The organism is Rhizobium sp. BR 317, from assembly GCF_047445835.1.
Lineage (GTDB): Bacteria > Pseudomonadota > Alphaproteobacteria > Rhizobiales > Rhizobiaceae > Rhizobium > Rhizobium paranaense.
Map to the genome: position 1 here is coordinate 132,984 of NZ_JARWLB010000010.1, position 25,964 is coordinate 158,947.

Below are 25,964 nucleotides of genomic sequence, written 5' to 3' on the forward strand. Positions count from 1 at the left end.
AAAGACGGGGGTCTGCGGGCGATGAGACGTGTCGTTATCACGGGTACCGGCATGGTATCACCTTTGGGCTGTGGCACTGAGGTGTCCTGGTCGCGCTTGATCGCCGGGCACAACGGCGCTCGTCTTGTGACGGAATTCGAAGTCGAGGATCTCGCCGCGAAAATCGCGTGCCGCGTTCCGGTCGGCGATGGCAGCGACGGCACGTTCAATGCCGACGACTGGATGGAGCCGAAGGAACAGCGAAAGGTCGATCCTTTCATCATCTACGGCATGGCAGCAGCCGATATGGCGCTGAAGGATGCCGGTTGGCATCCGACCTCCGATGAAGACCAGATCGCAACCGGCGTCATGATCGGCTCCGGCATCGGCGGCCTCGAAGGCATCGTTGAAGCCGGTTATACGCTGCGTGATAAGGGTCCGCGCCGCATCTCGCCTTTCTTCATTCCCGGACGCCTCATCAATCTCGTTTCCGGCCAGGTCTCGATCCGCCACAAGCTGCGCGGTCCGAACCACGCCGTCGTCACGGCCTGCTCGACCGGCGCACATGCGATCGGCGATGCTGCCCGTTTGATCATGCTCGGCGATGCCGACGTCATGGTCGCCGGCGGCGCCGAGGCTCCGGTCTGCCGTATCTCGCTCGCCGGCTTTGCCGCCTGCAAGGCGCTGTCGACCGATTACAACGACAACCCGCAGAAGGCTTCGCGCCCCTACGATCGTGACCGTGACGGCTTCGTCATGGGCGAGGGCGCCGGCATCGTCGTTCTCGAAGAGCTGGAACATGCCAAGGCACGCGGCGCCAAGATTTACGCCGAAGTGGTCGGGTACGGCCTTTCCGGCGACGCCCATCACATTACTGCCCCGTCCGAGGATGGCGAGGGCGCGTTCCGCTGCATGACTTCGGCCCTGAAGCGTGCCGGTTTGACGCCGGCGGATGTGGACTACATCAATGCGCATGGCACCTCGACCATGGCCGATACGATCGAGCTTGGCGCTGTCGAGCGGCTGGTTGGCAATGCCGCTTCCAAGATTTCGATGTCGTCGACCAAGTCGGCGACCGGCCATCTCCTGGGGGCGGCTGGCGCGATTGAGGCTATCTTCTCGACGCTTGCCATTCGCGACAATATCGCGCCGCCGACGCTGAACCTCGATAATCCGGAGCGCGAGACAGCCATCGATCTCGTTCCGCATAAGGCCCGCAAGCGGGACATCAATGTTGCACTGTCGAACTCCTTTGGATTCGGCGGTACGAACGCATCACTTGTCCTGCGTCGCTATGAGGCATAATAAAAGCGCGTAATTCCGGAAAGCGGGAGTGCTTTCCGGCGAGACTATGCGCCATCCTTGAATGTTGCTGCGCGTCTTGCGTATCCCATGGATGCGCCGCAGCAATGTCTGATCGGTCGAAAGCGGATCTTCACAAGGCTCCGCTTTATCTTCTGAACCTGTTTTTTGCCGCATTGCTTGGTCAAAGAGCAGGCAATGACAAATGAAGGGACTGCCGGTGAGCGATACGAACCAGAACAATGGAACTCCGAACGGGCAGAAGGGGCCGATTATCCCGAAATCGGCCAATGAAGCTCTGCGTCCGGAGCGTGTTCCGGATCCGCCGAAGCGTTCCCGCAAAGCCCGCAGCCAGATGGTGATTTTCCTGAACTTTCTGATGACGCTGGTCGTCTTCGTGATCGTTCTCGCGCTCGTCGGCACCTATTACGCCATCTCCGCCTATCAGAGCCCCGGGCCGCTGGCGACCAACTCCAATTTCATCGTGCGCAACGGCGCGGGCCTGGCCGAGATTTCGAGCCGGCTGGAAGCCAGCAACATTATCTCCGATGCCCGTATCTTCCGCTATCTGACGGCAACCTATCTGCACAATGGCGAGACGTTGCGATCCGGCGAATATGAGATCAAGGCCGGCGCCTCCATGAAGGACATCATGGAGCTGTTGAAATCCGGCAAATCGATCCTCTATTCGGTTACCTTGCCGGAAGGCCTGACCGTGCGGCAAATATTCAACAAGCTGCAGGCGGACCCGGTGCTGGAAGGCGATCTGCCGTCGGCCTTGCCGCCAGAGGGCAGCTTGGAACCCAATACCTATAAATTCACGCGCGGCGCCAAGCGTACGGAAATCATCGATCAGATGAAGGCCGCGCAGGAAAAGCTGGTCGATGAGATTTGGGACAAGCGCGATCAGTCGCTGCCGCTGACGAACAAGCAGGAACTGATCACCCTGGCGTCGATCGTTGAAAAGGAGACCGGGCTTGCCGATGAGCGCGCTCATGTGGCGTCCGTCTTCCTCAACCGCCTCGGCAAGGGCATGCGCCTGCAATCCGATCCGACGGTCATCTATGGCCTCTTTGGTGGCGACGGCAAGCCGGCGGATCGCCCGATCTTCCAATCGGACCTCAAAAAAGAAACGGCCTACAATACCTACATCATCAAGGGCCTGCCGCCGACGCCGATCGCCAATCCGGGCAAGGATGCGCTCGATGCAGTTGCCAATCCTTGGAAGACACAGGATCTCTATTTCGTTGCTGATGGCTCGGGCGGCCACGTCTTCGCCGCGACGCTGGAAGATCACAACGCCAACGTCAAACGCTGGCGCAAGCTCGTCGCGGAAAAGGGCGAGGACCCCAGCGCGATCGCCGTTGACGGTCAGCCGGAAGATAGCGGCACCACGGCCGGTACGCCCCCCTCCGGCACACAGCAGAAAAAGAAGACGAACTGATCTCTGCTGCGCCGTGCTTCCTATGGGACGCGCGGCGTAGTCTCATTTGCATTGATGGTCCATGATCGTTGAGCGATTGTGGACGAGAACTATCGGAGGCTTGCATGGCATTGCAGTCCATGACCGGTTTCGCCCGGCGTGAGGGAACGAGTGGGCGCTCTCGCTGGGCATGGGAATTGCGATCGGTCAACGGCAAGGGCCTCGATTTCCGCCTGCGCCTGCCGCAGGGGTTGGAGCGTCTGGAAACCGATGTGCGCAAGCTCATCACTGACCGGTTTTCGCGCGGCAATCTGCAGGTCGGTCTTTCTCTATCCGTCGATGAAAGCCGCGTCGAGGCGGTGGTCAATCAGGACGCACTGGCAACGGTGCTGGCACTGCGCGGTCAGCTCTCCGGCGTCATCGATCCCGCGCCGTTGCGGCTGGACACGCTGCTGGCCATCCGCGGCATAGTCGAGTTCAAGGAAGCCGAGGAGAGCGAAGAAGCGCTTGCCGCGCGCGACGGAGAGGTCATGGCGGGTCTGGAAGCCGCGCTCGGCGATCTCAGCGACATGCGCCGTCGGGAAGGACAGGCGCTTGGGCAAATCCTGCTCGGTCATGTCGGCGTCATCGAGACGCTGACGGCGACGGTTGAGAGCGATCCATCGCGATCGCCGCAGGAAATCGCCGCCAGGCTGGCAGCACAGGTTGCCATGCTGCTGGACGGCACTTCCGGTCTGGATCGCGATCGGCTGCATGCCGAGGCCGCTCTCATCGCCACCAGAGCCGATCTGCGCGAAGAAATCGACCGGCTAAAGGCGCATGTAACGGCCGCCCGCGACCTTATCGCCAAGGGCGGACCGATCGGACGCAAGCTTGATTTCCTTGCACAGGAATTTAACCGGGAATCGAATACTATCTGTTCGAAGTCGAATGCCGCAGCGGTCACCGCCGCCGGCATCGAACTGAAGGTGGTCATTGACCAGTTCCGCGAACAGGTCCAGAATTTGGAGTAGGCCATGAAGCCGGCGACATCCACATCCATTCCGATTGCCCGCCGGGGGCTGATGCTCGCCATTTCCTCGCCGTCAGGCGCGGGGAAATCGACGATCGCGCGCACGCTGCTGGAAACCGATAAGCAGATCGGTCTTTCCGTCAGTGTGACGACGCGGCAACGGCGGCCGAGCGAGATTGCCGGCGTGCACTATCATTTTGTCTCGCTGCGGGAATTCGAGCGGCTACGCGATTCCGACTCCCTGCTGGAATGGGCTGAGGTGCACGGTAATTTCTACGGCACGCCGCGCGAGCCGGTGGAAACGGCGATGTCCGAGGGCCGCGATATGCTCTTCGATATCGACTGGCAGGGCGCGCAGCAACTGCAGGAAAAGATGCCCGCCGATGTCGTCTCGATCTTCGTGCTGCCGCCCACCATGACGGAGCTGCAATCGCGTCTGCACCGCCGCGCCGAGGATTCCGAAGAGGTGATCGCCACGCGGCTTGCCAATTCCAGGGCCGAGATCGCCCATTGGCGCGAGTATGACTATGTCATCATCAACGATGATCTGAACGCCGCTTTCGACGCGGTTCAGTCGATCGTCAAGGCAGAGCGCCTGCGCCGCGACCGCCGCCACGGCATGTTCGACTTCGTTCGCGGCCTGTTGGAAGAAACGCCGAAGCTGTAAATGGCAATCAGAGAGAGTTCGCCAGCCGGCAGAACTCTTCGACGGAGAGCGTTTCAGCGCGTCGCTGAGGGTCGATATCGGCTTTCAGCAGCAGTACTTCGCCCCCGAGCGGCTTAAGGCTTTGGCGCAGCATCTTGCGCCGTTGGCCGAAGGCGGCGTGCGTTATCTTTTCCAGCTTGTCGACGGAACAGGGGATCGGGTTTTCCTTGGGCGTTAGATGGACGACCGTCGAGGTGACTTTCGGCGGCGGCGTGAAGGCCTGCGGCGGTACGTCGAAAGCCATGTGTGCGTTCGTGCGCCAGCCGCAGAGAACGCCGAGACGGCCGTAGTGATCGTCATCCTCGTCGGCAACGATCCGCTGGCCGACCTCTTTCTGGAACATCAGCGTCAAGGACTGCCAGAAGGGTGGCCAATGGCCAGGGAGTAGCCAGTTCACCAGCAACTGTGTGCCGACATTGTAGGGCAGGTTTGCAATGATCTTGACCGGCCCTTCGGGCGCCAGCGCCGCAAAATCCGTCTTCAGCGCATCGCCCTCGATGACATCCAGCCGGCCGGGATAGTGATCGGCGATCTCGGCGAGCGCCGGCAGGCAGCGCGCGTCGCGCTCCACGGCGATGACCTTGGCGGCGCCGAGCGCAAGGATGGCACGCGTCAGCCCACCAGGTCCCGGGCCGACTTCGAAGACGGTGACGCCCTCCAGTGATCCGGCGGTGCGGGCAACCTTTTGTGTCAGATTAAGATCGAGCAGAAAGTTTTGGCCGAGCGCCTTGCGCGCGTCGAGGCCATGGCGCTGGATTACATCGCGAAGCGGCGGCAGACCATCGAGTGCGGCCATCAGTGACTGCTTCCCGTCGCGCGGCTGATCTGGCTCGCGAGCTTGAGCGCTGCCACGAGACTGTCTTCCTTGGCGATACCCTTGCCGGCAATGCCGAAGGCCGTGCCGTGGTCCGGCGAGGTGCGGACAAAGGGAAGGCCTAGCGTGACATTGACGGAATCGTCGAAGCCGAGCGCCTTGGCCGGAATCAAAGCCTGATCGTGATACATGCAGATGGCGACATCGTAGCGACGGCGCGCATCGTCGTGGAACATCGTGTCGGCGGGGAGGGGGCCAAAGGCATCGATGCCTTCATTGCGCAGCACGTCGATCGCCGGACGGATGATCTCCTCATCTTCCTTGCCGATCGCGCCGCTCTCGCCAGCATGGGGGTTGAGGCCGGCAACGGCCAGCCGCGGCTTCGCGATGCCGAAACGCGTCTTGAGGTCGTGGTTGGTGATCCGGCAGGTCTCGATGATGAGATCCGAGGTCAGCGCCTGCGGGACATCCTTCAGCGGAATGTGGATGGTGACGGGTATCGCCCGCAATTTGGGCCCGGCCAGCAGCATTACCGGCATCACCGGTTTGCCGGTCGCGTGTGTCGCGAGATCGGCGAGGAACTCGGTATGGCCGGGAAAGCCGAAGCCGGCGTCATAAAGGACCGACTTGGCGATTGGGTTGGTCACGACCGCGGCGGTCTCTCCCTTCATGCTGAGCGAAACCGCCATCTCAATGGCGGCAATCGTCGCCTTAGCTGTCGCGACATGCGGTTCACCGGCAACCACATCCATGCCGGCGGCGATCGGCAGCACCGGCAAGGCATCGGCAAAGGCATCGAGGGCAGTCGACGCATCAGTTTCCCGAAGCGGCACGGTCAGATTCAACTGAAGCGCTCGTGCCGAAAGAACGTTGGGATCGCCGAGAAACAGAAAGGGGGGCAAACCAAACTCGCCGCGGCGCAGCCAGGCGGCGAGCGTGATGTCGGGTCCGATACCTGCGGGATCCCCTTGCGTGAGTGCAAGGGGGTGGGAAGGGCGCGAGGGCATCGGGACGATCAGCGATAGAGGATCTGCGCCTTGGAGCGCAGTTCGTCGATGTACTTCTTGTCGTTGGCGCTAACGCCCTGGGCATTCGACTTGCCGAGATCTTCTGCGCGGAAAACGGCTGCTGCGGCAATGTCGTCGTTCACCTGGCGCTGCGAGCAGATGGCAACATATTCAACGCCACGATCGGTCACGATCGCATCGGTCGTGTTACCCTTTGCCTTCTCCAGCAGCGGCTTCCAAGCTTCCGGAAGGTCGGGGGCGAGCACGCGGCCGAGATCCTGAACGGAGACGTCATGCATGGTCGCGGCAAAGACCTTGGCTTGGTCGCAACCGGGGAACTTCGCTCGCGAGGCTTCCGCTTCGGCCTTGCGTTTGCCGAGAATGGCGTTGCGCTTTGCACTCGGAACGACGAAGACCATCTGCTTCAGGAAATATTCCGTCGTGACCGGCTTCGTCTTGTTTTCCGTCATGCGCGTCACGAGGTCGTCATTCGACATGCGGCCGCCGCTCGAGCCGAAGCGGGCATTGACGACGCGCGGCCAGCTCATGGAAATGGCGATATAGGATTTGAAGTGGTCGACGGTGACGCCCATCTTGTCCAGGATCTGTCCAAGCTGCTGCGGCGACATTTTGTTGCTGGCGGCAAAGCGGGCGAAGGCGTTGTCGACATCTGTCGTCGATACCGACATGCGGACGCGGGAGATTTCCGCGCGCTTGAGCGTCTCATCGACGAGCTGCTGCTGCGCCAGCTTGTTGAGGTCACCTTTCGCGTGCTGCAATTTCAGGAAGTTGACGCGCTTGGCGATATCGCCCGATGTGATCACCGTGTTGTTGACGACGACCTTCACCTCACTTGCMGCGAAGGCAACATCGCTGCTTGGTATTGCGAAAGAGGCCATAACCAACGCTACGGCGCCGAATAGCGCAGCGCGCATCGGTGTCTTTCCAGAGAACATCAATTACCCCTTCCCAAAGGTCTTTGTCCGCATCGCGTCACATTGGGACGCCCTTGGCGCAATACGGCAATTTCGCGCCAATATCTACAACAAGCACGACGAATTGCAAAATCCTTGCGGCGAAACAATGACGCGGAGGGAAATGCGATCCATTCAAAGCAAAAGGGCCGGCTTCAGAGCCGGCCCTTTTGGATTTGAGTGATCAGAACGTAGCGTCCTGAACGTTGCCAAGATTGACGTCGCCGAGCGTACGGAACGTTATGCGGGCGCCGATAGACCAGTCGCTGCCCGATTGGTTCGTCGAATCCTTCTTATCCAGGAAGGAGACGCTGAAGATCGTGCATTCATCCTCATAGGACAGACCGATGCCCTGGCGGGTGATCTCGCTGTCATTGAGATCATAGCTGACCGTACCGAAGACGGACCAATAGTTCTTGAACTTGATCTGTGCGCGGGTCTGGATTTCGTCCTGATCCGAGGTGAAGCCATATTGCGGCTGAGCGGCGATATGGGTGTAGGTCACCGACGTCTGGAAGGCGTCGTTCGCATAGCCGACCTGGGTATCGCCGCGACGGAATGCAAAATCCTTTTCGTCGAAGCGGTAGGACTGCGAAAGCGAGATGCCCTGCGGCGTGGTGAGGCCGAACATCGTCACATAGTCGGAGCGGGTGGTTTCAAGCCCCGAATCCGAACCGGCACCGACCAGATCGTCGGTTGCGAAGGAGTTTCGTCCGGCAAGCTGGTAAGATTGGCCGAAGATGTGCTGCAACTTATAGCCACTGTCGAAGCTGCCCGTATAGCGCCAGCCCACGTTGGCACGAGTGCCGCCTTCTACACGGTCGAAGCCGGAGAATTTGTCGCGATCGAACAGGTTGGTCGCATCGAAAACAAAGCTCTGCGCATCTTCGTTCGGCAGACGCCCCGCAAGTTGCTCATCAGGGCGCACATAGACTTGCGCGATCGGCTCGAACACATGCGTGCTGTTGCTCGTGGTGATGAGGAACGGGTACTTGGCTTCGAGGCCAGCCGTCACCATACCGCGTGTCGCATAGTCGCTGGTGTCGTAGTTGCCGGAATAGTCGCCGTTAGGCGGATCCATATCTAGGCCAAAAACGTCGCCACGAGCTGCGGCAAGCGGAGTCAAGACCAAACCCTGATCGGTCGTGAAGGTACGTTGCCACTGTAGCTCGGTCGTAAGACGCGTATAGCTTCCGGAAAGACCAAGGAAACGGTCGTTCAGGCTTGCGTCGCCGAGACTGGCGACGTTGTCGAGCGTTGACGCCTTGTCACGCGACAAATGCGTGAAGTTCATGGTCGCGGACAATTCGCCGCCATACACCGAGTTCGGATCGACATAGTGATAATCGAGGCTCGGATAGACCACGGCTTGCTGCTTTTCAGCAGTGCTGTTGTTATCGGCATCCTGAATGTCATAGTAGAAGGCGCGCATATCGAAATAATTGCGCTTGCCGAGACCCGTCAAATAGATGTCGTTCGTGTGCGTGCTCTGGCTGAGGCCTTGCAAGCCGTAGGTGCGCGAAAAGTTATTGTCGCTTTGCGCCATGACATCCCAGCCGAATGTCCAGCGAGGATTGATTTTGAAATCAGCCTTCGACGCGATCACGCCGCGAGTCTTGTGCTCAGCATCACTGGTATTGGCGGTGAACTGATCGGGGCTCATCTGGTTGATACCGGCAACGCGCAGAATATGCGTACCGTTTTCAAACCGTTGCCGGAATTCGCCTTCGAGCAGCAGGCCTTGGCTTGTATAGCCGGTAGCGCTGATCGTCGCGTCCATGCTCGGCGAGATGACGTAGTAGTAAGGAACCTTCAGGCCAAAGCCGAGGTTCTCCGAGATGCTCATCGACGGAAACAGGAAGCCCGACTTGCGCTTCACCGTATTGTCTGGAACTTCGATCCACGGAACGTAGGCGATCGGCTGGCCGAACAGTTCGAAGCGGGCATGCTCGAGACGGACGGTATGCGTCACGCCGTTCTGCACCACGCGCTGAGCCTTGACCTGCCACAGCGGCGCGCGGCCCTGCTCGGAGCACGGCAGACAGGCGGTGTAGACACCCTTCGTCAGGATCAACTGATTACCGCCGACACGTTCGCCCTTTTCGGCGGCCATGCGGGTATTGTCAGGCATTTCGATGCGCAGAGCGTTGACGAAACCGTCGGAGAAACTGTCGGTGACATCCATTTTGTCACCGTACATACGGTTGCCGTCCGGGCTGATCAGCTCGACATTGCCGATCGCCGTCATGCGCCCGCTTTTTTGATTATATTCAACCTTTTGCGCGACCATCTTGTAGCCGCCATAGTTGATCTGAACCGCACCGCTGGCGGTAACGATTTGCGTATCCTTATTATAGACCAATTCGTTCGACGAAAGGATCAGCTTGGAGCCTTCCGGTACTTTGACCTTGACGGGAGAGGTCGCAGCGCCGGCGCCGCCGTTATTATTGTTGTCCTGGGCGTAAGCTACGACCGGGCTCATGACAAATGCATACGCAGCCGCGCCCATGACGAGGGCAGCGACAAATTCCCTGATACTCTTGCGGTTGCCTGCCGCCACTTAGCCGTCCTCCTGATGAAGCAGGATCGTTGCTCCGAATGCCAAAGCGACGATCACGGGTATCCATGTCGCCACGAAAGGAGGAACCACTCCGCTGCTCCCGAATGCCTTTACCAGCACGGTGACAACATAAAGCACGAAGCCTGAGAGGATTCCACCCAGAATCACGGAGCGCGATTGGTTGAATCTACTGAATTTTAACGAGACGGTGGCTGCGATCAGAGTCATCGCCACCAAAAGGAATGGCTGCGACAGCAGGGAGTGAAATTGGGTCTCAAGAGCTTTGGTTGAGATGCCAAAAGACTTTGCTATCTGTATTCGATTAGAAAGATCATAAAAAGCAATGGTTTCAGGCTGCGCCAAACGCTCTGAAACGAAATCCTGTTTCAGATTCGTACGAACCTGTGTCGTGTTTTTATGAACGGGAATTTCGCCCGGGCTGCGCTCGACAACACCGTTAAGAAGCCAGTAACCATTTTCCAACTTTGCCGACTGGGCGTCCTGCCTGAGAACGATATTCCCCTGTGAATCAAAGTGGATAAAGACAACGTTCATCAGCGTCGTGCCGTTGTCGAGAACGGCCTTGGCGCCAATGATGATGTCGTCTTTGCCATTCGATTGGCGCAGCCACGGGATGGAAAGTGTGTTGTGATAGGACGGGTCGCCGCGCAGGTCGGCTTCCATCGTTTCCGCCTGCTTTTGTCCCCATGCCGCAACCGGATTGAGGGCAAACATGGTCAGGAGGCCGACAAAGAAGGCGCCGACCACGAAGGGCGTCATGAATTGCCAAACGGAGATGCCGGCGGCACGCGCAATCACGAGTTCACGACGCCGGTTGAGCGCGATCAGCACCGTCATGCCGACGAAGAGGGCAATGAACGGCACTGTCTGCTGCAGGATGAACGGCAGTCTGACGGCCGTCATCAGCAAACCTACCCTGACCGTGTATCCGGGAAGGCCCGCAAGCCTTCCGGCGGTCTCGCTGAAGTCGACGAGATAAACGATCGAGATCACGCCGAGGAAAAACCAGAAGGTCGTCACGACGTAACGCATGAAGAAGTAGCGGCCGAGCGTATTGAAGATCATGCGCTGCCCCCATTGGAGCCGCCGGGCGCCGGCATGCGATCTTGAATCTTCTGCCGCCAGCTACTGAAGCGGTTGCGGATCGACGTCGGCATCGACATCTTCCGGTTCCTGAACAGCAGGGCGATTGCAATCAGGGCCGCGCCGATGTTGGCCGCGTAGAGGACGCCGATGAAATAGGGGGCATTCTCAATCTGGTTTGCCGCATAGAAATCCGCCCAGCGCAAGGCAAAAGCAATCGTAAGCGCCGACACCATCGGATGCAGCCGGGCCTCGCGATGGGATCGCGCATCGCCGGCGATKACCAGGGATATCAGGGCAAAGATTGCGGGCAATGCCCAGTCGGTAAGACGCCGGTGTAGTTCCGAGCGATAGCCGCCTGGTTTTGCTTTATAATCCGCATCGTTCGGGTCCGGATTGAGCAGGAAGCCGAGACCACGGTCGCCGGCGCGCAGCGTTGCTTGGCCGCGGCTCTGCGTCATGTCGGAAAGATCGAAGGAATAGGAGTCGAATTTGATGACGGAGACGTTGCCGTCAGGCGTCTTGCGGTGAACTTCACCGTCCTTCATCAGCAGCGACGTGCCGCTCGCATCGACGGCGCCTTCCTTGGCGTAATAGATGAGATCGAAGCCAGGATCGCGCGAATCCACCACGAACAGGCCCTTCAGGATTCGTCCCGACATGCGCTGGGTGATCTGCACATAAAGCCCGTCTTCGATACGCCGGAAATTCTTCTCTTCGATAACGGTCGAGAGCAGGTCGGCATAGGCTTCGGCGACCATCTCGCGGGCGGCGACGCGCGCCTTCGGCTCGACCATATTGTCGACGACGAATGAGAAAACGCTGATAGCTATCGCGAGAATCATGATCGGGCGGATGATGATGCTGCGTCGTGCGCCTGCCGCCTCCATGACGGTCAGCTCCGAATCGCTGTTCATCGCCGTCAGCGTCTGCGTAATGCCGATCACCAGAGCAAAAGGCAGGACCACGGGGATGATCGTCGGCAGGATGAGCGTCGCGAGCTTGGCAAATGAGCCAATCGACTGGCCGCTATCGGTCACGAGATTGATGCGCTGCAACACCTGGGTCGTCCAGATGATGGCGAGCACCGGCAGCAGCGCTACCAGGAACATCATGCCGACACGCCGTACGATATATGTTTCGAATAACTTCATGCCGGCCCTTAAACGCAACACTCCGCGGTGTGAGCCGGCAGAGATTCATCCTCCTCTACGCCGTTTGCGTTTTTTTGGCGACAGCCCACTCGCAAAAAATTCGTTAATTTTCTGAATTTCTTCTGCTGTGTGTCGTTTGGGATAACGCCATGAGAGCGGAGAATATGACAAGCGAGGAAAGCCAGCCCAAAACGGCATCCGAGAGGTAGTGACCGCCGAAAGCCACTCTTAAAGCCGGAATAAGAATCGAGATGGCTGCGATCGGCAGGGCAAGGGCCGTCCGCGCAGGCTGCGGTATGATGAAGATCAGGCAAAACAGCCAGCCGGCAGCGGCCGCTTCGCCGGAAATGAAGGAGCAGTTGCTGGCGCATTTTCCGGCAAAGGAACCGGCGTGAACGAAATCGAGCAGGCCGCCGAAGAGGTCGGTCTGTCGTGGCCGAGGGCGGCCGGAAAAGGCCTTGAGCCAGAGATTGACGATCAGCACTGGGCCGAGAAGCAGTGAGCCAAGCGCGATTTTCAGATTGCGGGCACGCAGCGTCTTGAAGGTTGCGCCATGCTGCTGCCAGCACAGGACCAGCATCCAACAGAGAGCAATCGCGACGACATAGGGAACCTGAAAGAAAATCTCCCTGAGCAGGCGCATGTGCGGATCGTCATTATAAGGAAAAATACCACAGACCTGGCCGGGCCTGATGGGAAGGACGCATTGCTCCGGCAGGAAAAACACATTGGCGACGGCAAGATCGATCTGCGGAAGAATTGAAAACAGCCCAAGCAGTATCCACCAGAGGCAAAAGAGAAAGACGAAAGCATCGCCTGCCGTGCGCGGTCGCAGGATTTCGGGGAAACGATCCCGGCGATCGAAGCTGGTGAAGTCTATGATCAAGGCGATGTTCCGATAGATGATCGCGCCGCGCAGGCGGCGATACCCAATACATGCGTCGGCAAACTAGCGGCGATCGATGACAGGGATTTGAAGGCCTCAGAGGTGTTTCTTCGGGGAATGCTTCGCCAAAAGCTTGTATTTGATAGGGAAACCTTGAATGATCGGGAGTGTATAATTCTATTTTGCACTACGCGTTTATCGGAGCAGAAATGTCTGTGAAATTCGAGATTTCCTTTGCTAAATCGGTCCGGCTGAATGGCGGTTTGGCCATTCTCCTGAAAGACACGGATAGCGAGTTGCCGGCAGGGGCCGAAAGCGCCGATCCGGCGAATGTTTTCGCCAAGGCCGCACGGATCGCCCGGTTCACAGCCAAAGGCTTGAGCAGCCTCGATATCGTCGCGCCCGAAGGCGCGCCGGTCGACCGGATCATCGTTATCGGCACCGGTAAGGCGAAGGAACTGAGTGCGCATGACTGGCTGAAGCTCGGCGGCGGCGCGGCTGCGAAAATTCGCAATGTCGACAAGGCTGCGATCTTCATCGATGTGCCTGGCGCTGAGGCCAAGGCGGCCGCCGATTTCGCCCTCGGCATGCTATTGCGCGCCTACAGCTTCGATACCTACAAGACCAAGAAGAACGACGACGAGGACAAGAACGGCACGCCGAAGTCCGTCAAGGTGACCATCGTCACCTCGAATGCCGTTGCCGCCAAGAAGCTCTTCGCCGCATCGGAAGCGATTGCCGACGGCGTGATTCTGGCTCGCGATCTCGTCAACGAGCCGCCGAATGTTCTCGGCCCGGTCGAGTTTGCCGCCAAAGCCAAGGGGCTGGAAAAGCTCGGCGTCGAAGTGGAGATCCTGACGGAGCGGGAAATGCGCCGGCTCGGCATGGGTGCACTGCTTGGCGTAGCGCAGGGTTCCGTGCGTCCGCCGCGCCTGGTGATCATGCAGTGGAAGGGCGGCAAACCGAAGGACAAGCCGGTTGCCTTCATCGGCAAGGGCGTGGTGTTCGACACTGGCGGCATTTCCATCAAGCCGGCTGCCGGCATGGAGGATATGAAGGGCGATATGGGCGGGGCTGCCGCCGTGACAGGCCTGATGCATGCGCTCGCCGCGCGCGAAGCCAAGGTCAATGCCATCGGCGTCATCGGCCTAGTCGAAAACATGCCCGACGGCAATGCCCAGCGTCCTGGCGATATCGTCACCTCCATGTCCGGTCAGACGATCGAAGTGATCAATACGGATGCCGAAGGCCGGCTCGTACTCTGCGATGCGCTCTGGTACACCAATGACCGCTTCAAGCCGCAGTTCATGATCAACCTCGCGACGTTGACCGGAGCCATTCTCGTGGCGCTCGGCAATCTACATGCAGGCCTGTTCAGCAATGATGAAAAGTTGGCAAACGAACTGACCGCCGCCGGCCTTGCCACCAACGAGCGCCTGTGGCGCCTGCCGCTTGGCAAGGACTATGACAAGATGATCGACAGCAAGTTCGCCGACATGAAAAACACCGGCGGGCGCCATGCCGGCTCGATCACTGCCGCGCAGTTCCTCAAGCGTTTCGTTCAGGAAACGCCCTGGGCACATCTCGACATTGCTGGCACGGCCATGGGCTCGATCCAGGATGAGATCAATCAGTCCTGGGGCTCGGGTTTCGGCGTACGCCTGCTCGATGAGCTGGTTCGCCAGAACTACGAATCGTGACCTTCGAAAGCGTTTGAGATAGAAGGAACGGCATGACCGACGTTCTCTTCTATCACCTGACCGAATCGAAGCTGGAAGATGCCCTGCCGCCGCTGATCGACAAAAGCGTCGAGCGCGGGTGGCAGGTCGCCATCCAGGCGCGCGAAGCGGCGCGGCGGGATGCTCTCGACGCACATCTCTGGACCTATCGCGAAGACAGTTTTCTGCCGCATGGCACGGATGATGGAGAAATGCCGGATAAGCAGCCGGTGCTGCTGACTGTCTCGCCTGACAACGCCAACAACGCCACGGTCCGCTTCTTCGTCGATGGCGCCGAAGCCTCGGATATCGAGAATTACCAGCGCGTTGTTTTCATGTTCGACGGCTACGACCAGGAGCAGTTGGAAGGTGCCCGCGCGCAGTGGAAGAAGCTGAAGGGCGAGGGGCATAACCTCACCTATTGGCAGCAGACGCAGGATGGACGCTGGGAAAAGAAGGCGTGATGGAGTTTGATTACGGCTCTAGTGACGGAATCGTCTAGGGCGAGATTGTCGCTATCCGCCCTTGCCCCTTGAGGCTCGCCTGCAACCTCCGCACCTCGGGGCGAGGTGACCACGGAGCCAGTTGTGCGAAGAGGCGCGCTCACGGTAGGCGCGCCTCCTGCCTATCTCAATCGTGGAAAGCCTCGACGAACTTGCGCTTGCCGAGCATGAAGGCGTCGGCGACGTGGCGAAGCGGGGCCAGGTCGACATCCGACGTGCCGGCTTTGACGATCTCGGCGAAGCGGCGATAGAGCGAAGGATACTCAGCCTCGGGGGCGGTGAACGTCAAAGCGCCGTTCACGGAAAGCTTCGAGCCGCCCTCGGAGAGCACCATCTGGCCGGCTTCGGTTTCTGCGACGATATCCCAGCTCTGCTTACCGGTCTGGCGCCAGTCGAATTCCGCATGGACAGGAAGTCCCTGGCCACTCTTGAACTGCAGGTCGGCCGCAATTGGTGAATCGCGGTTTTCGGGGAATTCCAGCACTGCGCCCGTCAGGAACAGCGGCGGCAGGATGTGGGTGACGATCGACAGCGCATTGATGCCGGGATCGAAGACGCCGAGGCCGCCGGCCTGCCAGATCCATTCCTGATTCGGATGCCAATGGCGCACGTCTTCCTTCCAGATGACATGGGCGCTCTTGATCGTCGTGCCGGCGAGGAAAGCCTTTGCAGCCTCGACGGCCGGCGCATAACGCGAATGCCAGCTTGCGAAGAGAGAAACGCCCTTTGCCTTTGCGAGCGCTTCGAGATCGGCAACTTCGCTCAGCGTGGCGCCCGGCGGCTTTTCCAGGAAGACATGCTTGCCGGCTTCGAGAGCCTTATAGGCTGCCTCGTAGCGATATTGCGGCGGCATGCAGAGCGAGACGGCATCGATCCCCGGAACGGCATCCAGCATAGCCTCGATGCTGGTGAAGGCCGGGATGCCGTCCACCGTGCCGTGACGGCTCGCCGTGGCGATCAGTTTGAAATCTGAATTGTTCGCGATGGAAGGAAGATGCTGATCGCGGACAATTTTGCCGACGCCGACGATGGCGAGGTTGATGGGGGACATGGGGTGTCTCTCGATTAGTATGATTATTGCGTGATCTTTTATCAGAATGCAGCGGGTGGGCAAGACCGGCAAGCGTAAATGCGAGCGATCCACCGGATGCCTGAAGCGCTGAACTCAATTCTCGCGCGGCTTCATGATCGTCTCCCGAAGGAAACTGTAGCCCAGCGCGATGCGCGCCGCGAGCTGCGTCGACGCGCCGTCGCCCCCATGGCCGCCCGAGTGGAATTCGTGGAACAGCGGATGATGGCCGAGTTCCTCCATGCGTGCCGCAAAGCGCCGCGCATGCGAGGGATGAACCCGGTCGTCATTGCTGGAGCTCTCGATATAGATGGGCGGATAGGTGATCTCCGAAGCCGGCTTGAGATTGTGCAGCGGCGAATAGGAAAGCAGATAGTCCCGATCCGCCTGGTCGTCGGGATCGCCATATTCGTCGATCCAGGCCTTGCCGGCCGGGAAGACATGAAAGCGGCTCATGTCGAGCACCGGCACCTGACACCAGATCGCGCCGAAGTCTCGCGGATAGCGCGTTAGCATCACGCCGGTCAGCAGCCCGCCATTGCTGCCGCCATTGGCAGCTATGCGCGACGGCTTGGTATAACCGCGAGCGACGAGATCGCGGGCGACGGCAACAAAATCGGCAAAAGCCCGGTGGCGGCCATGGCCCTTGGCGGAACGATGCCAGTTGGGGCCGAGTTCGCCGCCGCCGCGGATATAGGCTTGCACATAGGCGCCGCCCTGTTCCAGCCAGCGGCCGGTGACGCCGGAATATTGCGGACGGACCGAGAAATAGAAGCCGCCATAGCCGTACATCAGCACCGGCAGTTCGCCTTGGGTCCATGTCTTCGGCAATACCAGACGGTACGGCACCTTCGTGCCGTCTTCGGAAGTCGCCTCGAGCAATTCCGAGGTCATGCCGTCGCTATCGAAATAGGCCGGGGAGCTCGCCGTGTGAATAAGTTCGAGCAGCTTTCTGCGGTCAGCCAGTTCCAGACGGTAGCAGGAGGGCGGCTGCAGGAAGCCTTCGCCATAGACCTGCAGCGTGTCGTCGCCGAGATGGAGATCGGAATAAAGCGGCCAGACCGTTACCGTCTGGACATCTGCCGGCAGCGCGATTTCCTGGATCTCGGCATCCGCCCTGGTCAAGTCGAAGACGAAAAGGCGGGGCTGCAAGTTGTCGGAGACGACGAAGACGCACCATTCGCGCATCAGCAGGAATTGCGACACCGACTGCCGCTCGCCGGGTGAAAACAATATGCGCATCGCCTCGGCGCCGGGATCGCCGGCCTGCCGCGGCAAGGGTTGCAGCGCAAGGCTGCCGGCGGGTATGCGCTCGTCGGTCTTGGCGAGCCAGAGACAATAGGAATAGCTGAGCTGGACGTCGATGTCCCTCGGCAGATCGATCCGCCGCAGCGAAAAATCCTCCTCCTTGATGAAGACGCTGGAGTTGCCGATTTCGTGGCCGGAGATGAACAGGCGGATCGGCTTGGCCGTACCTTTCTTTGCTGTGCCGGCGAGCACGGGATCGAAGACCAGGCAGGAGCCGTAGACGTCGGTGTCAGCGGTGGCGTAGAGCAGGGGGGCCTTTGCTGGTGGCTGGCCGCGTTTCAGACGACGGCCGACGCGAGGCCAGCCGGAGCGCGTCGAGGAGAGGCGGTCGATCGAGCCGAAATAGGCGATTTCGTCGCGGCTGAGCCAGGTGGCGTGGCAACGCGTCGGCGGCGTGTCGAAGCCGCCTTCGACGATGCTCTTGGTTTCGCAATCGAACTCTAGCAGGCGTCCAAGATCGGAGCCGCCGTCGGAGAGGCAAAGCAAGACCCGCGTCGGTTCCCAAGGACAGGTGATTGCGCCGCGCCAAAGCCAAAGCTTGTTTTCTGATGCGCAGAAAGCGTCGAGATCGAAGATCGGCTCCCAGGGCGCGTCGGGCGAAGGGGCGACATTGGCGGGCAATCGGAACCACATGCCGAGGGGATGATCCGCGCTGCGGTGGAAGTCGAACAGCCACTTGCCGCGGCGCACCACCTGGATCAGCCGGTCTTTCCGCTCGATCAGAGCCTTGATTGCCGCGCTATCCACCTCGAACTCAGGCGTCATCAGAGTCTGTTCAGACTGTGCATCCCTTTCAGCGACGAATTGCAGTGTCAGTGGATCGTCGTCATGCTCGAGATGGAGGTTCATAAGGGGCCTGATATGCGATTGATGATGTGACTCAAATATAATCAAATCAAAATACATTCGGGGAAGCAACAGTGCTTCCCCGAATGTGTTCCATTATGCAGTTTTCTGGCGTTTATCCCGCCTCAGCGCACAACCCTGGCGCTGGCCTGGGCGATCAGGTTAGTTGCAGGCGCGGAGGTGCCCTTGTACTTCAGCGTCACGACCTTGTAGCCCTCTCTTTCGAGGCGCGTCAGAAGGGTCGGCAGCATGGTGGCCGTGCGCTGATGGATGTCGTGCATCAGGATGATGCCGCGGCCGCGCTGGTGCAACTGGTTCATGGTGCGGGTTACAACGGCTGACGGCGACGAGTTGAAATAGTCCTTGCTGTCGATATCCACATCCATGATGACGAGATCACGCATGGCGACGGCGGTACGCAGGCGCTTGGAATCGGCGAGGTAGGGGAAGCGGAAGAAGGAAACATCCGTACCGATGACCTTGGCGACAGCATGTTCGCCGCGGGTGATCTCGGCCATCGCCATGTCGAAGCTCATCTTGTCGAGATCGGGATGGCGGAAGGTATGGCTGCCGATCGTGTCTCCGTCGGCTAAGACCTTGCGGGCGGTGGCCGGGTGCGCTTCCGCCATCTCGCCAACCATCATGAACGTCGCCTTGACGCCGAATTTGTCGAGCGTGGAGAGGATGCGCTCCGTCTTGCCCGGCGCCGGACCGTCGTCGAAGCTAAGAATGACTTCCCTGTCATCCAGCTTGAGATCGTGCAGCGAGGACACTTCCAAGGTCCGCCCGACCAGGTGATGCGGGCCGCCGGTATCGCCCGTTTCTCGAGTTTCAAGCTCGGCGCCAGCCCATTTCGTTGGCTCCATGTCGACGGGGTCGCTTGCCTTCAACGGCTTACGGTGCGGCTCTTCCGCAGCAAAACTCGTCTTCAGCGACGCGTCGCCGCCCGGTTTGGTTGCGCAGCCGGCAAGAGATAAGGACACGGCAAAGCCGGCCAGGAGAAGACGGAAGGTCATCGGAATCGCTCAACAATACATTAATGAATGTTGGGCGCATTTTTTCCGATTATGGTTAATGATCGGTTAGTTTTGACGCACGGATGCCACAGGAATTAACCGTTTTTAGAGCGCCACGCGTTCATTCGAACGAGCAAGGATTTCTATAACGCTTTGAAATATAGGCATATTATCCGTTTTCGGGTGCTTTCACTCGAAAACGGGATGTTTTAACCAGCCATCCCGGTTTCATATTCAGACGAAAGCTCCAGCCATTGCTCTTCGGCGACGGCTAGCTTTTCCGCCGCGTCGGAGCGCTGTTTGGCTTTCTCGGCGGCCTTGGCGGGTGCCTTCTCATAGAGGGCAGGATCTGCAAGTTCCGCATCAAGCGCCTGAATCAGTTTCTCCAGCTTGCCGGTCAAGGATTCGATTTCGTTGATCTTTTTCTTGAGCGGCGCGAGCGAGGCGCGGCGGTCGGCATTGAGTTTTCGTTGATCCGCCTTGGAGACGGAATCGTCGGCGCCGTTGATCTTGCCCTTGTCGTCCCTCGGCTTCGGGCTGGCGACGACGAGGCTGCGATAATCTTCCAGGTCGCCGTCGAAGGTGGAAACCGTGCCGTCGCGCACCAGCCACAGCCGGTCGACCGTCGCCTCGATGAGATGGCGGTCGTGCGAGATCAGGATGACCGCGCCGGAATAGTCATTCAGCGCCTGGATCAGCGCATTGCGACTGTCGATGTCGAGATGGTTGGTCGGTTCGTCGAGGATCAGAAGGTTCGGTGCATCGAAAGCGGCAAGCCCCATCAGCAGCCGCGCCTTTTCGCCACCGGAGAGGTCCTTCACCTGCGTGTCCATCTTCTCGGTCGCAAGGCCCATCTGGGCGACACGGGCGCGTACCTTTGCCTCCGGCGCGTCGGGCATGCGGCGGCGCACATGCTCGACGGCGGTCTGGTTGGGCACGAGGTCGTCGAGCTGATGCTGGGCAAAGAAGCCGATCTTCAGGTTCGGCGCCAGCTTCACATCGCCGCTTTCGGCATCGAGGCGGCCGGAGACGAATTTCGCGAAGGTGGATTTGCCGTTGCCGTTGGAGCCGAGCAGGGCGATGCGGTCATCGGCGTCGATGCGCAGATTGAGGCGCTTCAGGATCGGCTTGCTGGGCTCGTAGCCGACCGCGCCGCCGGTGACGGCGATGATCGGCGATGCCGCCTGCTTTTCCGGCTCGGGAAAGCTGAAGCCCATCACATGATCTTCGATGACGGCGGCAACCGTGCCCATGCGCTCCAGCGCCTTGACGCGCGATTGTGCCTGACGGGCCTTCGTCGCCTTGGCCTTGAAGCGGTCGATGAAACTCTGCAGGTGCTTGCGCGCCGCCTCGTTCTTCGCCTTCGCCTTCATCTGCAACTCGTTGGCCTCCGCCTTCTGCCGCTCGAACTGGTCGTAGGAGCCGCGATAGAAGGTGAGCTTCTTCTGGTCGAGATGGACGATCGAATTGACAGCCGTGTTCAACAGGTCGCGGTCATGCGAGATGATGATGACCGTGTGCGGATAGCGGCGGATATAATCTTCCAGCCAGAGCGTGCCTTCGAGGTCGAGATAGTTGGTCGGCTCGTCGAGCAGCAGCAGGTMCGGCTCGGAGAACAGCACTGCCGCGAGCGCCACGCGCATACGCCAGCCGCCGGAAAAGGAGGAGGCGGGGCGATGCTGGGCTTCATGGTCGAAACCGAGGCCGGCGAGAATACTGGCGGCGCGCGCTTCGGCCGAATGGGCGCCGATATCGGCAAGGCGCGTCTGGATGTCGGCGATGCGATGTGGATCGGTCGCCGTTTCGGCTTCCGCAAGCAGAGCGGAGCGTTCCTTATCGGCCTTCAGAACGATCTCGATCAGCGGCTCCTCGGTCCCTGGCGCTTCCTGCGCCACCTGGCCGATGCGAGCATTGCGCGGAATGGAGACCGAGCCGCTTTCGGCGGCGAGATCGCCGGTGATCACGCGGAATAGCGTCGACTTGCCGGCGCCGTTCTTGCCAACAAGCCCCGCTTTGGTGCCCGCCGGAAGCGTCACGCTGGCATGGTCGATGAGGAGGCGGCCGGCAATGCGGGCGGAAAGTTCGGAAATCGAAATCATGGCGCGGTTTTGGCCGAACTCCGCGCCGAAGGCAAGAGCCGGAGAGCTTAGACGCGGGTGCCGCGCGCTTGCGGCGGCAGGCCCGCGCAGTCCCTCAGCCTCTCCGTCAGTTCTGTTTCGTAGAGCAGCAGATTGCTCAGCGACGCATTGAGGCTGTCCATGGCGGCGGCGACATGCGGCGTCGTTTCGATCTCGCGGGCAAAGCTCTGTTTCCTCATCAGCCCCTCGGCCAGTTGCTCGGCCACTTCGCGCAGCATCTCGGCCGCATCGGCCTCGGATTTCCGGGCGACCAGGCTGCAATGGCTGACGAGGCGATGTTTCAAGCCGATATCGTCGAGACTGGCTTGCGAAGGGGAGGGGCCGAGCGCTGCGATCTCGTTGGCGATCCGGCGATCCGAGCCGTGGAGCGCTTCATGGAAGAGCTGGTAGTTGCGCGGCAGCGCCTTCACCTTCAGCTTGGCCATATGGCGACCGATCATCTCGAGGTCGGTGGCCGCCTCGCTGTCGTCATTGCCGATGGGATATGCCGAAACACGTGCCTGCGAACTCTTCATGCCTACTCTCTGCTCACCCGCGAACTGATATATTTGCTGAATTTGCAGGGGCGCAGGTTAAGGCAACATGAACGGACCGTTCATACCGACGTTATCTTGCAACAAAATTAGACAGTCGAACAACGCCAAACTGTATTGGGGAAAGGTCGGCTCGCGCCACGCTTCACATCCAACGCGTCCCATCCGTGCGCAGGAAATAAATCAGATCGAGACCCAGCGATGGTTTGCCCATCACTGTCAGTATCATATGGCATTGGCCACGATGGTGGGTCTGGTGGTTGAAGAAGTGCGCGACGGCTGGCCCCAACGGATGGGTAATGGTGGTCCCCGGCTGGATGATAGGGGTGTAGATGATGTCTGCAGCAAGTACGTCACTATCGAGCGTATCTCCCCAATCGATGATGCGCTGGTCTTCAACCACCCGAGCGGCACGAAGATCCTCGAGAGTGTCGTGCAATATGATGTCCAAGGCCGTCGGCATGTCTCCTGTGCCGGTGAAACGATGCATCCAAGCGCGATCGCCGACCAGGATATGATTGAGCGTGCCATGCAGCGAGCCGAAAAATGCGCCGCGGTTCTCGCGATATTCGGCGTCGCTGAGTTGGGCGGCGGCATCGTAAAGCAGGGCGTTGGCCCAGCGGTTGTAGTCGGCGAGCATTCTGTAATGCCTCTGCATCCTCATCTTCCTCCAGGAACAATGAAGCAAGCCTAGAATAGAAAGGCGTAAATGGGGCTGATGGCGCCCACAAAATTTGCTGATGGGATTGCCCAACTGGCCTTCGGCCTCGCTCCGAATCGGGCATCCGGACTGTGACAGCCGCGTGAAATTGGCGCGTCCCCCTTGTTTTCAGGCTGTGGGGCGGGTAAAGACCGCCCACTTTTCTCTGACGACAAGGAATTGACCCATGGCGATTGAACGCACTTTTTCGATGATCAAGCCGGACGCAACCAAGCGTAACCTGACCGGCGCCATCACCAAGATTTTTGAGGACAATGGCCTGCGCGTCATCGCTTCCAAGCGCGTTTGGATGAGCAAGCGCGAAGCCGAAGGCTTCTACGCTGTTCACAAGGACCGTCCCTTCTTCGGCGAACTCGTCGAAGGCATGATCTCCGGCCCGACCGTCGTTCAGGTTCTGGAAGGCGAAGGCGCCATCCTGAAGAACCGCGAAATCATGGGGGCGACCAACCCGGCCAACGCTGCCGAAGGCACGATCCGCAAGATCCACGCTCTGTCGATCGGCGAAAACTCCGTTCACGGCTCGGACGCTCCGGAAACCGCTGCGATTGAAATCGCCTACTGGTTCTCCGAAACCGAAATCGTCGGCTGAATCAATCACCCAGCCTTCGCGCTGAAGAGATTGAATTGATAGAAGAAAGCCGGGGTCTTGTGCCTCGGCTTTTTTCATGCCGGACAGGCTTCGTCGTGCCCATAGTCGATGCTGCCGTCGGCTTTGAAGACATCCGGGTTCTTCGTGTAACTCGGGCCGACCACAAGCGGCCTCGTCGGCAGCACGGTCTGGTCGAGATCGGATTTCACCTCGGTCTTGATGCTCTGGATGGTCTTGTCGCTGGCATCGACCAGCTTGATCGAGACGGAATAGGGGCGGTCCTTGCGCACGCAGTGCAGATCCGGGCTTTCGAGCGTGATCTTGTCCCAGAACGTGTAGATCTTCTCCCGCACCACCAGGGGATCGCCACCCATCGGATTTTCGAACTCCGCGACTGCCGTCGTGCCTTCCGGGATCGGCGCGATCTTCTTCAGCGTGATCATGTAGCTCGCAGTCGCGACGCGATAGTTGAAGACGAAGAGCCGGCCGCTGAGTTCGGTCGGACCGTTTTCCGCCTGCCGCTGGCAGCCGGCAAGTGCAAGGCCCGCAAGTGCGGCCATCAAAACGATCGCCTGGGTTCTCATGGTGCACTCTCCTCCTTCTTGCGGCGATAGTGCCGGTTTGCCTTGGCGCGGTTGCCGCAGACCGCCATGTCGCACMAGGCCCGGCTTTTGTTCTTGCTGCGGTCGATAAACAGCCAGCCGCAGTTGCGGCAGATTTTCATGCGGTCCGGATCGGGCATGGCAAGGAGCCGCAGCGTCGAATGCACCGTTGCGGCATCGAGCCCATCGGGCGAGGCGGCCCGCCGCAGCACCTTCGACTGCGCCTCCAATAGATCGGCGAGCAGCGCGTCAGCATCACGGTCGAGAACGCGGGCGCGAAAATAGCCGTCGATCGCCTCACGCAGATCGATGAAGCCGGACTTATTCTCTTGCTGCACCGGCAAGATATCGCCGAACAAAGTACGTTCGGCGCAGAAGTTGACCGCCGCTTTCGGAAAACTTTCCATCTGCCCCAGCGCCTCGAAACGATCGATGCGCCGCTCGTCGTCGTGGCGCATTATAACGCTGTTGGCGACGTCCAGCGCCAGTGCGCCGCCGGAAAACCGATGTGGGGTCCAGGAAAAACTCATGCTCAAAATTATAACTGGTAAAATGGATTTTACTAGTTACTATTCATCGACATCCGGAGGTTCTATGGCCTATCTCCTGCAGCAATTGGCGAATGCCGTTCCGCTCGCAGCACTCTATGCGGCGCTGGCTTTCGGCTATGCCGTTGCCTTCGGTGTGATGAAGCGGGCGGATATCACCTATGGCGCGCTTTTCGCCTTCTCCGGTCAGATGCTGGTCCTGTTCACGGACGTCGGCTACACGAGGATGTTTCTCATTCTGCCGGCCGCACTCGCCTTCGGTGGTGCCGTCGCGCTTGTCTATACGTTGGGGACGAGCCTTCTCATCGGCCGCTCGGTCATGCTGCCGCTGTCGCGCAAATCGCCCAATACGATCATCGTCGCAGCGCTTGGCATGATGATCATATTGATGGAGACGGCGCGGCTGGCCTCCAATACGCGCGGCATCTGGCTGCCGCCTTTCCTGAATGACATGATCGTCTTCTGGGATAGCGGCGATTTCCGCGTCACGTTGACCGAGATCCAACTCCTCAATACGGCGCTGATGGTTCTGGTCATCCTCGGAGGAACCTATGTGCTGAGATATACCGGATGGGGCCGCATCTGGCGGGCGGTGACGGATGATGCACTGGCTGCCGAGCTCTGCGGCACAAGCGCCAATCGGGTCTTCCTCCTGGCCTATGTCGCCTCGGCATTGGTMGCAACGGCCTGCGGCCTGCTGGCGACCTGCTATTACGGCACGATGGATTTCGGTGCCGGTCTGATGTTCGGCCTGAAAGTGCTGATGATTGCCGCTGTCGGCGGCTATTCCGATCCGCTGAAATCAGCCGGCGGAGCGGCGTTGCTCGGCCTGTTCGAAACCATGTGGGGCGCCTACGGGCCATTCCTGTGGCGCGATTTCGTGATCTTCTCGCTGCTCGTCCTGCTGCTGGTGTTGAGCCGGCGAGAGCGCGTGGTTCCGTAAGGATCAGTTTTCGTCGGTCCATTTGGCCCACGCGGCATCGTCCGCATCCTTGGCCGAAACCCAATCGCCTTCCTTGCCGTCTTTCGCATGTTCCTTCTTCCAGAACGGCGCCGAAGTCTTCAGGAAATCCATGAGGAAATTGGCGCCGTCGAAGGCGGCTTGCCGATGCGAGGCGGCGGCGATGACGAGAACGATGTTCTCTCCAGGCGCAATTTTGCCGTAGCGATGAATGGCGGTCAGGCCGCGAAGCTCGAAGCGTTCGATGGCGACCGTCGCGATGCGGGTGATCTCCGCTTCCGCCATGCCGGGATAATGTTCGAGTTCCAGTGCACCGAGCGCTCCGCCCTCGTCGCGGCAGAGGCCGGAAAAGGTGACGACCGCGCCGATATCATGACGCCCTCCTGTCAGGCGGTCGATTTCGGCCTGAAGGTCGAAATCCTCCCGCTGGACTTTGACGAATGGTGCAATCATTGGCAATTTCCTATCGCCCTCTGAAAGAGTTTGCCGAG

Annotated in this window: 24 protein-coding genes; 8 read left to right on the plus strand and 16 right to left on the minus strand. The window is 59.7% G+C overall.

Annotation, left to right across the window (positions count from 1 at the left end):
* Positions 1-21: 21 nt before the first annotated feature.
* The 4 genes from fabF to gmk all read left to right on the plus strand — a co-directional run bounded on the left by fabF (position 22) and on the right by gmk (position 4,383).
* Entirely contained in the window at positions 22-1,284 is a 1,263-nt protein-coding gene (fabF, locus tag QD357_RS17585; RefSeq protein WP_107107621.1) for a beta-ketoacyl-ACP synthase II, read from the plus strand.
* A 217-nt stretch (positions 1,285-1,501) separates the two neighbouring features.
* Positions 1,502-2,725: an endolytic transglycosylase MltG gene (gene mltG, locus QD357_RS17590; RefSeq protein WP_107108106.1), complete on the plus strand. Its 1,224-nt coding sequence runs from the start codon at positions 1,502-1,504 to the stop codon at positions 2,723-2,725.
* 104 nt (positions 2,726-2,829) lie between these two features.
* Positions 2,830-3,717: a YicC/YloC family endoribonuclease gene (locus QD357_RS17595; protein WP_107107622.1), complete on the plus strand. Its 888-nt coding sequence runs from the start codon at positions 2,830-2,832 to the stop codon at positions 3,715-3,717.
* Positions 3,718-3,720: 3 nt separating this feature from the next.
* A complete protein-coding gene (gene gmk, locus QD357_RS17600; RefSeq protein ID WP_107107623.1) occupies positions 3,721-4,383 on the plus strand; it encodes a guanylate kinase in 663 nt (220 codons plus the stop codon).
* 7 nt (positions 4,384-4,390) lie between these two features.
* Here gmk and rsmA read toward each other — a convergent pair whose 3' ends face one another.
* From rsmA to QD357_RS17635, 7 genes are all read right to left on the minus strand, one after another.
* Positions 4,391-5,218: a 16S rRNA (adenine(1518)-N(6)/adenine(1519)-N(6))-dimethyltransferase RsmA gene (rsmA, locus tag QD357_RS17605; RefSeq protein WP_107107624.1), complete on the minus strand. Its 828-nt coding sequence runs from the start codon at positions 5,216-5,218 to the stop codon at positions 4,391-4,393.
* A complete protein-coding gene (gene pdxA / locus QD357_RS17610; protein ID WP_107107625.1) occupies positions 5,218-6,243 on the minus strand; it encodes a 4-hydroxythreonine-4-phosphate dehydrogenase PdxA in 1,026 nt (341 codons plus the stop codon). Before pdxA ends, rsmA begins: the two co-directional genes overlap by 1 nt.
* Positions 6,244-6,251: 8 nt before the next feature.
* Positions 6,252-7,142, minus strand: a complete 891-nt coding sequence (locus QD357_RS17615; RefSeq protein ID WP_245407463.1) for a peptidylprolyl isomerase — start codon at positions 7,140-7,142, stop codon at positions 6,252-6,254.
* A 259-nt stretch (positions 7,143-7,401) separates the two neighbouring features.
* On the minus strand, positions 7,402-9,777 hold the full coding sequence (locus QD357_RS17620; protein ID WP_107107627.1) for an LPS-assembly protein LptD: 2,376 nt from the start codon (positions 9,775-9,777) through the stop codon (positions 7,402-7,404).
* The gene (gene lptG, locus QD357_RS17625; protein WP_107107628.1) at positions 9,778-10,863 is read right to left on the minus strand and encodes an LPS export ABC transporter permease LptG; all 1,086 of its coding nucleotides are present in this window, start codon (positions 10,861-10,863) and stop codon (positions 9,778-9,780) included.
* The gene (locus QD357_RS17630) at positions 10,860-12,035 is read right to left on the minus strand and encodes an LptF/LptG family permease (RefSeq protein WP_107107629.1); all 1,176 of its coding nucleotides are present in this window, start codon (positions 12,033-12,035) and stop codon (positions 10,860-10,862) included. The genes lptG and QD357_RS17630 overlap by 4 nt, the downstream gene beginning before the upstream one ends.
* A 103-nt stretch (positions 12,036-12,138) precedes the next feature.
* On the minus strand, positions 12,139-12,921 hold the full coding sequence (locus QD357_RS17635) for a phosphatase PAP2 family protein (RefSeq protein WP_107107630.1): 783 nt from the start codon (positions 12,919-12,921) through the stop codon (positions 12,139-12,141).
* A 209-nt stretch (positions 12,922-13,130) separates the two neighbouring features.
* On the opposite strand from QD357_RS17635, the gene QD357_RS17640 reads away from it, so the two are divergent.
* Together QD357_RS17640 and QD357_RS17645 are read left to right on the plus strand one after the other, a co-directional pair.
* Positions 13,131-14,621 (plus strand): leucyl aminopeptidase, encoded by a 1,491-nt coding sequence (locus tag QD357_RS17640; RefSeq protein ID WP_107107631.1) that lies wholly within the window; start codon positions 13,131-13,133, stop codon positions 14,619-14,621.
* Between the two features lie 32 nt (positions 14,622-14,653).
* Positions 14,654-15,103, plus strand: coding sequence for a DNA polymerase III subunit chi (locus QD357_RS17645; protein WP_107107632.1), 450 nt, complete (start codon positions 14,654-14,656; stop codon positions 15,101-15,103).
* Between the two features lie 166 nt (positions 15,104-15,269).
* On the opposite strand, the gene QD357_RS17650 is transcribed toward QD357_RS17645, so the two are convergent.
* The 6 genes from QD357_RS17650 to QD357_RS17675 form a co-directional block, all read right to left on the minus strand.
* The gene (locus QD357_RS17650) at positions 15,270-16,193 is read right to left on the minus strand and encodes a Gfo/Idh/MocA family protein (RefSeq protein WP_107107633.1); all 924 of its coding nucleotides are present in this window, start codon (positions 16,191-16,193) and stop codon (positions 15,270-15,272) included.
* Positions 16,194-16,307: 114 nt separating this feature from the next.
* Entirely contained in the window at positions 16,308-18,368 is a 2,061-nt protein-coding gene (locus tag QD357_RS17655; RefSeq protein ID WP_107107634.1) for a prolyl oligopeptidase family serine peptidase, read from the minus strand.
* 122 nt (positions 18,369-18,490) lie between these two features.
* The gene (locus QD357_RS17660; protein WP_107107635.1) at positions 18,491-19,381 is read right to left on the minus strand and encodes a polysaccharide deacetylase family protein; all 891 of its coding nucleotides are present in this window, start codon (positions 19,379-19,381) and stop codon (positions 18,491-18,493) included.
* A 209-nt stretch (positions 19,382-19,590) separates the two neighbouring features.
* Complete coding sequence (locus QD357_RS17665; protein WP_414124642.1) at positions 19,591-21,480, minus strand: ABC-F family ATP-binding cassette domain-containing protein; 1,890 nt, start codon at positions 21,478-21,480, stop codon at positions 19,591-19,593.
* A gap of 47 nt (positions 21,481-21,527) precedes the next feature.
* On the minus strand, positions 21,528-22,034 hold the full coding sequence (locus QD357_RS17670) for a hypothetical protein (RefSeq protein WP_107107637.1): 507 nt from the start codon (positions 22,032-22,034) through the stop codon (positions 21,528-21,530).
* Positions 22,035-22,197: 163 nt separating this feature from the next.
* Complete coding sequence (locus tag QD357_RS17675; protein ID WP_107107638.1) at positions 22,198-22,710, minus strand: DinB family protein; 513 nt, start codon at positions 22,708-22,710, stop codon at positions 22,198-22,200.
* A 229-nt stretch (positions 22,711-22,939) separates the two neighbouring features.
* On the opposite strand from QD357_RS17675, the gene ndk reads away from it, so the two are divergent.
* Positions 22,940-23,362: a nucleoside-diphosphate kinase gene (ndk, locus tag QD357_RS17680; RefSeq protein WP_107107639.1), complete on the plus strand. Its 423-nt coding sequence runs from the start codon at positions 22,940-22,942 to the stop codon at positions 23,360-23,362.
* A 74-nt stretch (positions 23,363-23,436) separates the two neighbouring features.
* Here the strand turns inward: ndk and QD357_RS17685 are convergent, their stop codons facing one another.
* Together QD357_RS17685 and QD357_RS17690 are read right to left on the minus strand one after the other, a co-directional pair.
* Positions 23,437-23,946: a hypothetical protein gene (locus QD357_RS17685; RefSeq protein WP_107107640.1), complete on the minus strand. Its 510-nt coding sequence runs from the start codon at positions 23,944-23,946 to the stop codon at positions 23,437-23,439.
* Positions 23,943-24,494 (minus strand): CGNR zinc finger domain-containing protein, encoded by a 552-nt coding sequence (locus QD357_RS17690; protein ID WP_414124643.1) that lies wholly within the window; start codon positions 24,492-24,494, stop codon positions 23,943-23,945. The genes QD357_RS17685 and QD357_RS17690 overlap by 4 nt, the downstream gene beginning before the upstream one ends.
* A 64-nt stretch (positions 24,495-24,558) precedes the next feature.
* On the opposite strand from QD357_RS17690, the gene QD357_RS17695 reads away from it, so the two are divergent.
* Positions 24,559-25,455: a branched-chain amino acid ABC transporter permease gene (locus tag QD357_RS17695; RefSeq protein ID WP_107107642.1), complete on the plus strand. Its 897-nt coding sequence runs from the start codon at positions 24,559-24,561 to the stop codon at positions 25,453-25,455.
* 3 nt (positions 25,456-25,458) lie between these two features.
* Here the strand turns inward: QD357_RS17695 and QD357_RS17700 are convergent, their stop codons facing one another.
* Complete coding sequence (locus QD357_RS17700; RefSeq protein WP_107107643.1) at positions 25,459-25,926, minus strand: molybdenum cofactor biosynthesis protein MoaE; 468 nt, start codon at positions 25,924-25,926, stop codon at positions 25,459-25,461.
* Positions 25,927-25,964: the final 38 nt, after the last annotated feature.

Excerpts from the sequence above, each read along its gene's own strand:
- fabF (WP_107107621.1), top strand. The coding sequence starts at position 22 with ATGAGACGTGTCGTTATCACGGGTACCGGCATGGTATCACCTTTGGGC.
- QD357_RS17595 (WP_107107622.1), top strand. The coding sequence starts at position 2,830 with ATGGCATTGCAGTCCATGACCGGTTTCGCCCGGCGTGAGGGAACGAGT.
- gmk (WP_107107623.1), top strand. The coding sequence starts at position 3,721 with ATGAAGCCGGCGACATCCACATCCATTCCGATTGCCCGCCGGGGGCTG.
- rsmA (WP_107107624.1), bottom strand. The coding sequence starts at position 5,218 with ATGGCCGCACTCGATGGTCTGCCGCCGCTTCGCGATGTAATCCAGCGC.
- pdxA (WP_107107625.1), bottom strand. The coding sequence starts at position 6,243 with ATGCCCTCGCGCCCTTCCCACCCCCTTGCACTCACGCAAGGGGATCCC.
- lptG (WP_107107628.1), bottom strand. The coding sequence starts at position 10,863 with ATGATCTTCAATACGCTCGGCCGCTACTTCTTCATGCGTTACGTCGTG.
- QD357_RS17640 (WP_107107631.1), top strand. The coding sequence starts at position 13,131 with ATGTCTGTGAAATTCGAGATTTCCTTTGCTAAATCGGTCCGGCTGAAT.
- QD357_RS17645 (WP_107107632.1), top strand. The coding sequence starts at position 14,654 with ATGACCGACGTTCTCTTCTATCACCTGACCGAATCGAAGCTGGAAGAT.
- QD357_RS17650 (WP_107107633.1), bottom strand. The coding sequence starts at position 16,193 with ATGTCCCCCATCAACCTCGCCATCGTCGGCGTCGGCAAAATTGTCCGC.
- QD357_RS17655 (WP_107107634.1), bottom strand. The coding sequence starts at position 18,368 with ATGAACCTCCATCTCGAGCATGACGACGATCCACTGACACTGCAATTC.
- QD357_RS17660 (WP_107107635.1), bottom strand. The coding sequence starts at position 19,381 with ATGACCTTCCGTCTTCTCCTGGCCGGCTTTGCCGTGTCCTTATCTCTT.
- QD357_RS17670 (WP_107107637.1), bottom strand. The coding sequence starts at position 22,034 with ATGAAGAGTTCGCAGGCACGTGTTTCGGCATATCCCATCGGCAATGAC.
- QD357_RS17675 (WP_107107638.1), bottom strand. The coding sequence starts at position 22,710 with ATGCAGAGGCATTACAGAATGCTCGCCGACTACAACCGCTGGGCCAAC.
- ndk (WP_107107639.1), top strand. The coding sequence starts at position 22,940 with ATGGCGATTGAACGCACTTTTTCGATGATCAAGCCGGACGCAACCAAG.
- QD357_RS17685 (WP_107107640.1), bottom strand. The coding sequence starts at position 23,946 with ATGAGAACCCAGGCGATCGTTTTGATGGCCGCACTTGCGGGCCTTGCA.
- QD357_RS17700 (WP_107107643.1), bottom strand. The coding sequence starts at position 25,926 with ATGATTGCACCATTCGTCAAAGTCCAGCGGGAGGATTTCGACCTTCAG.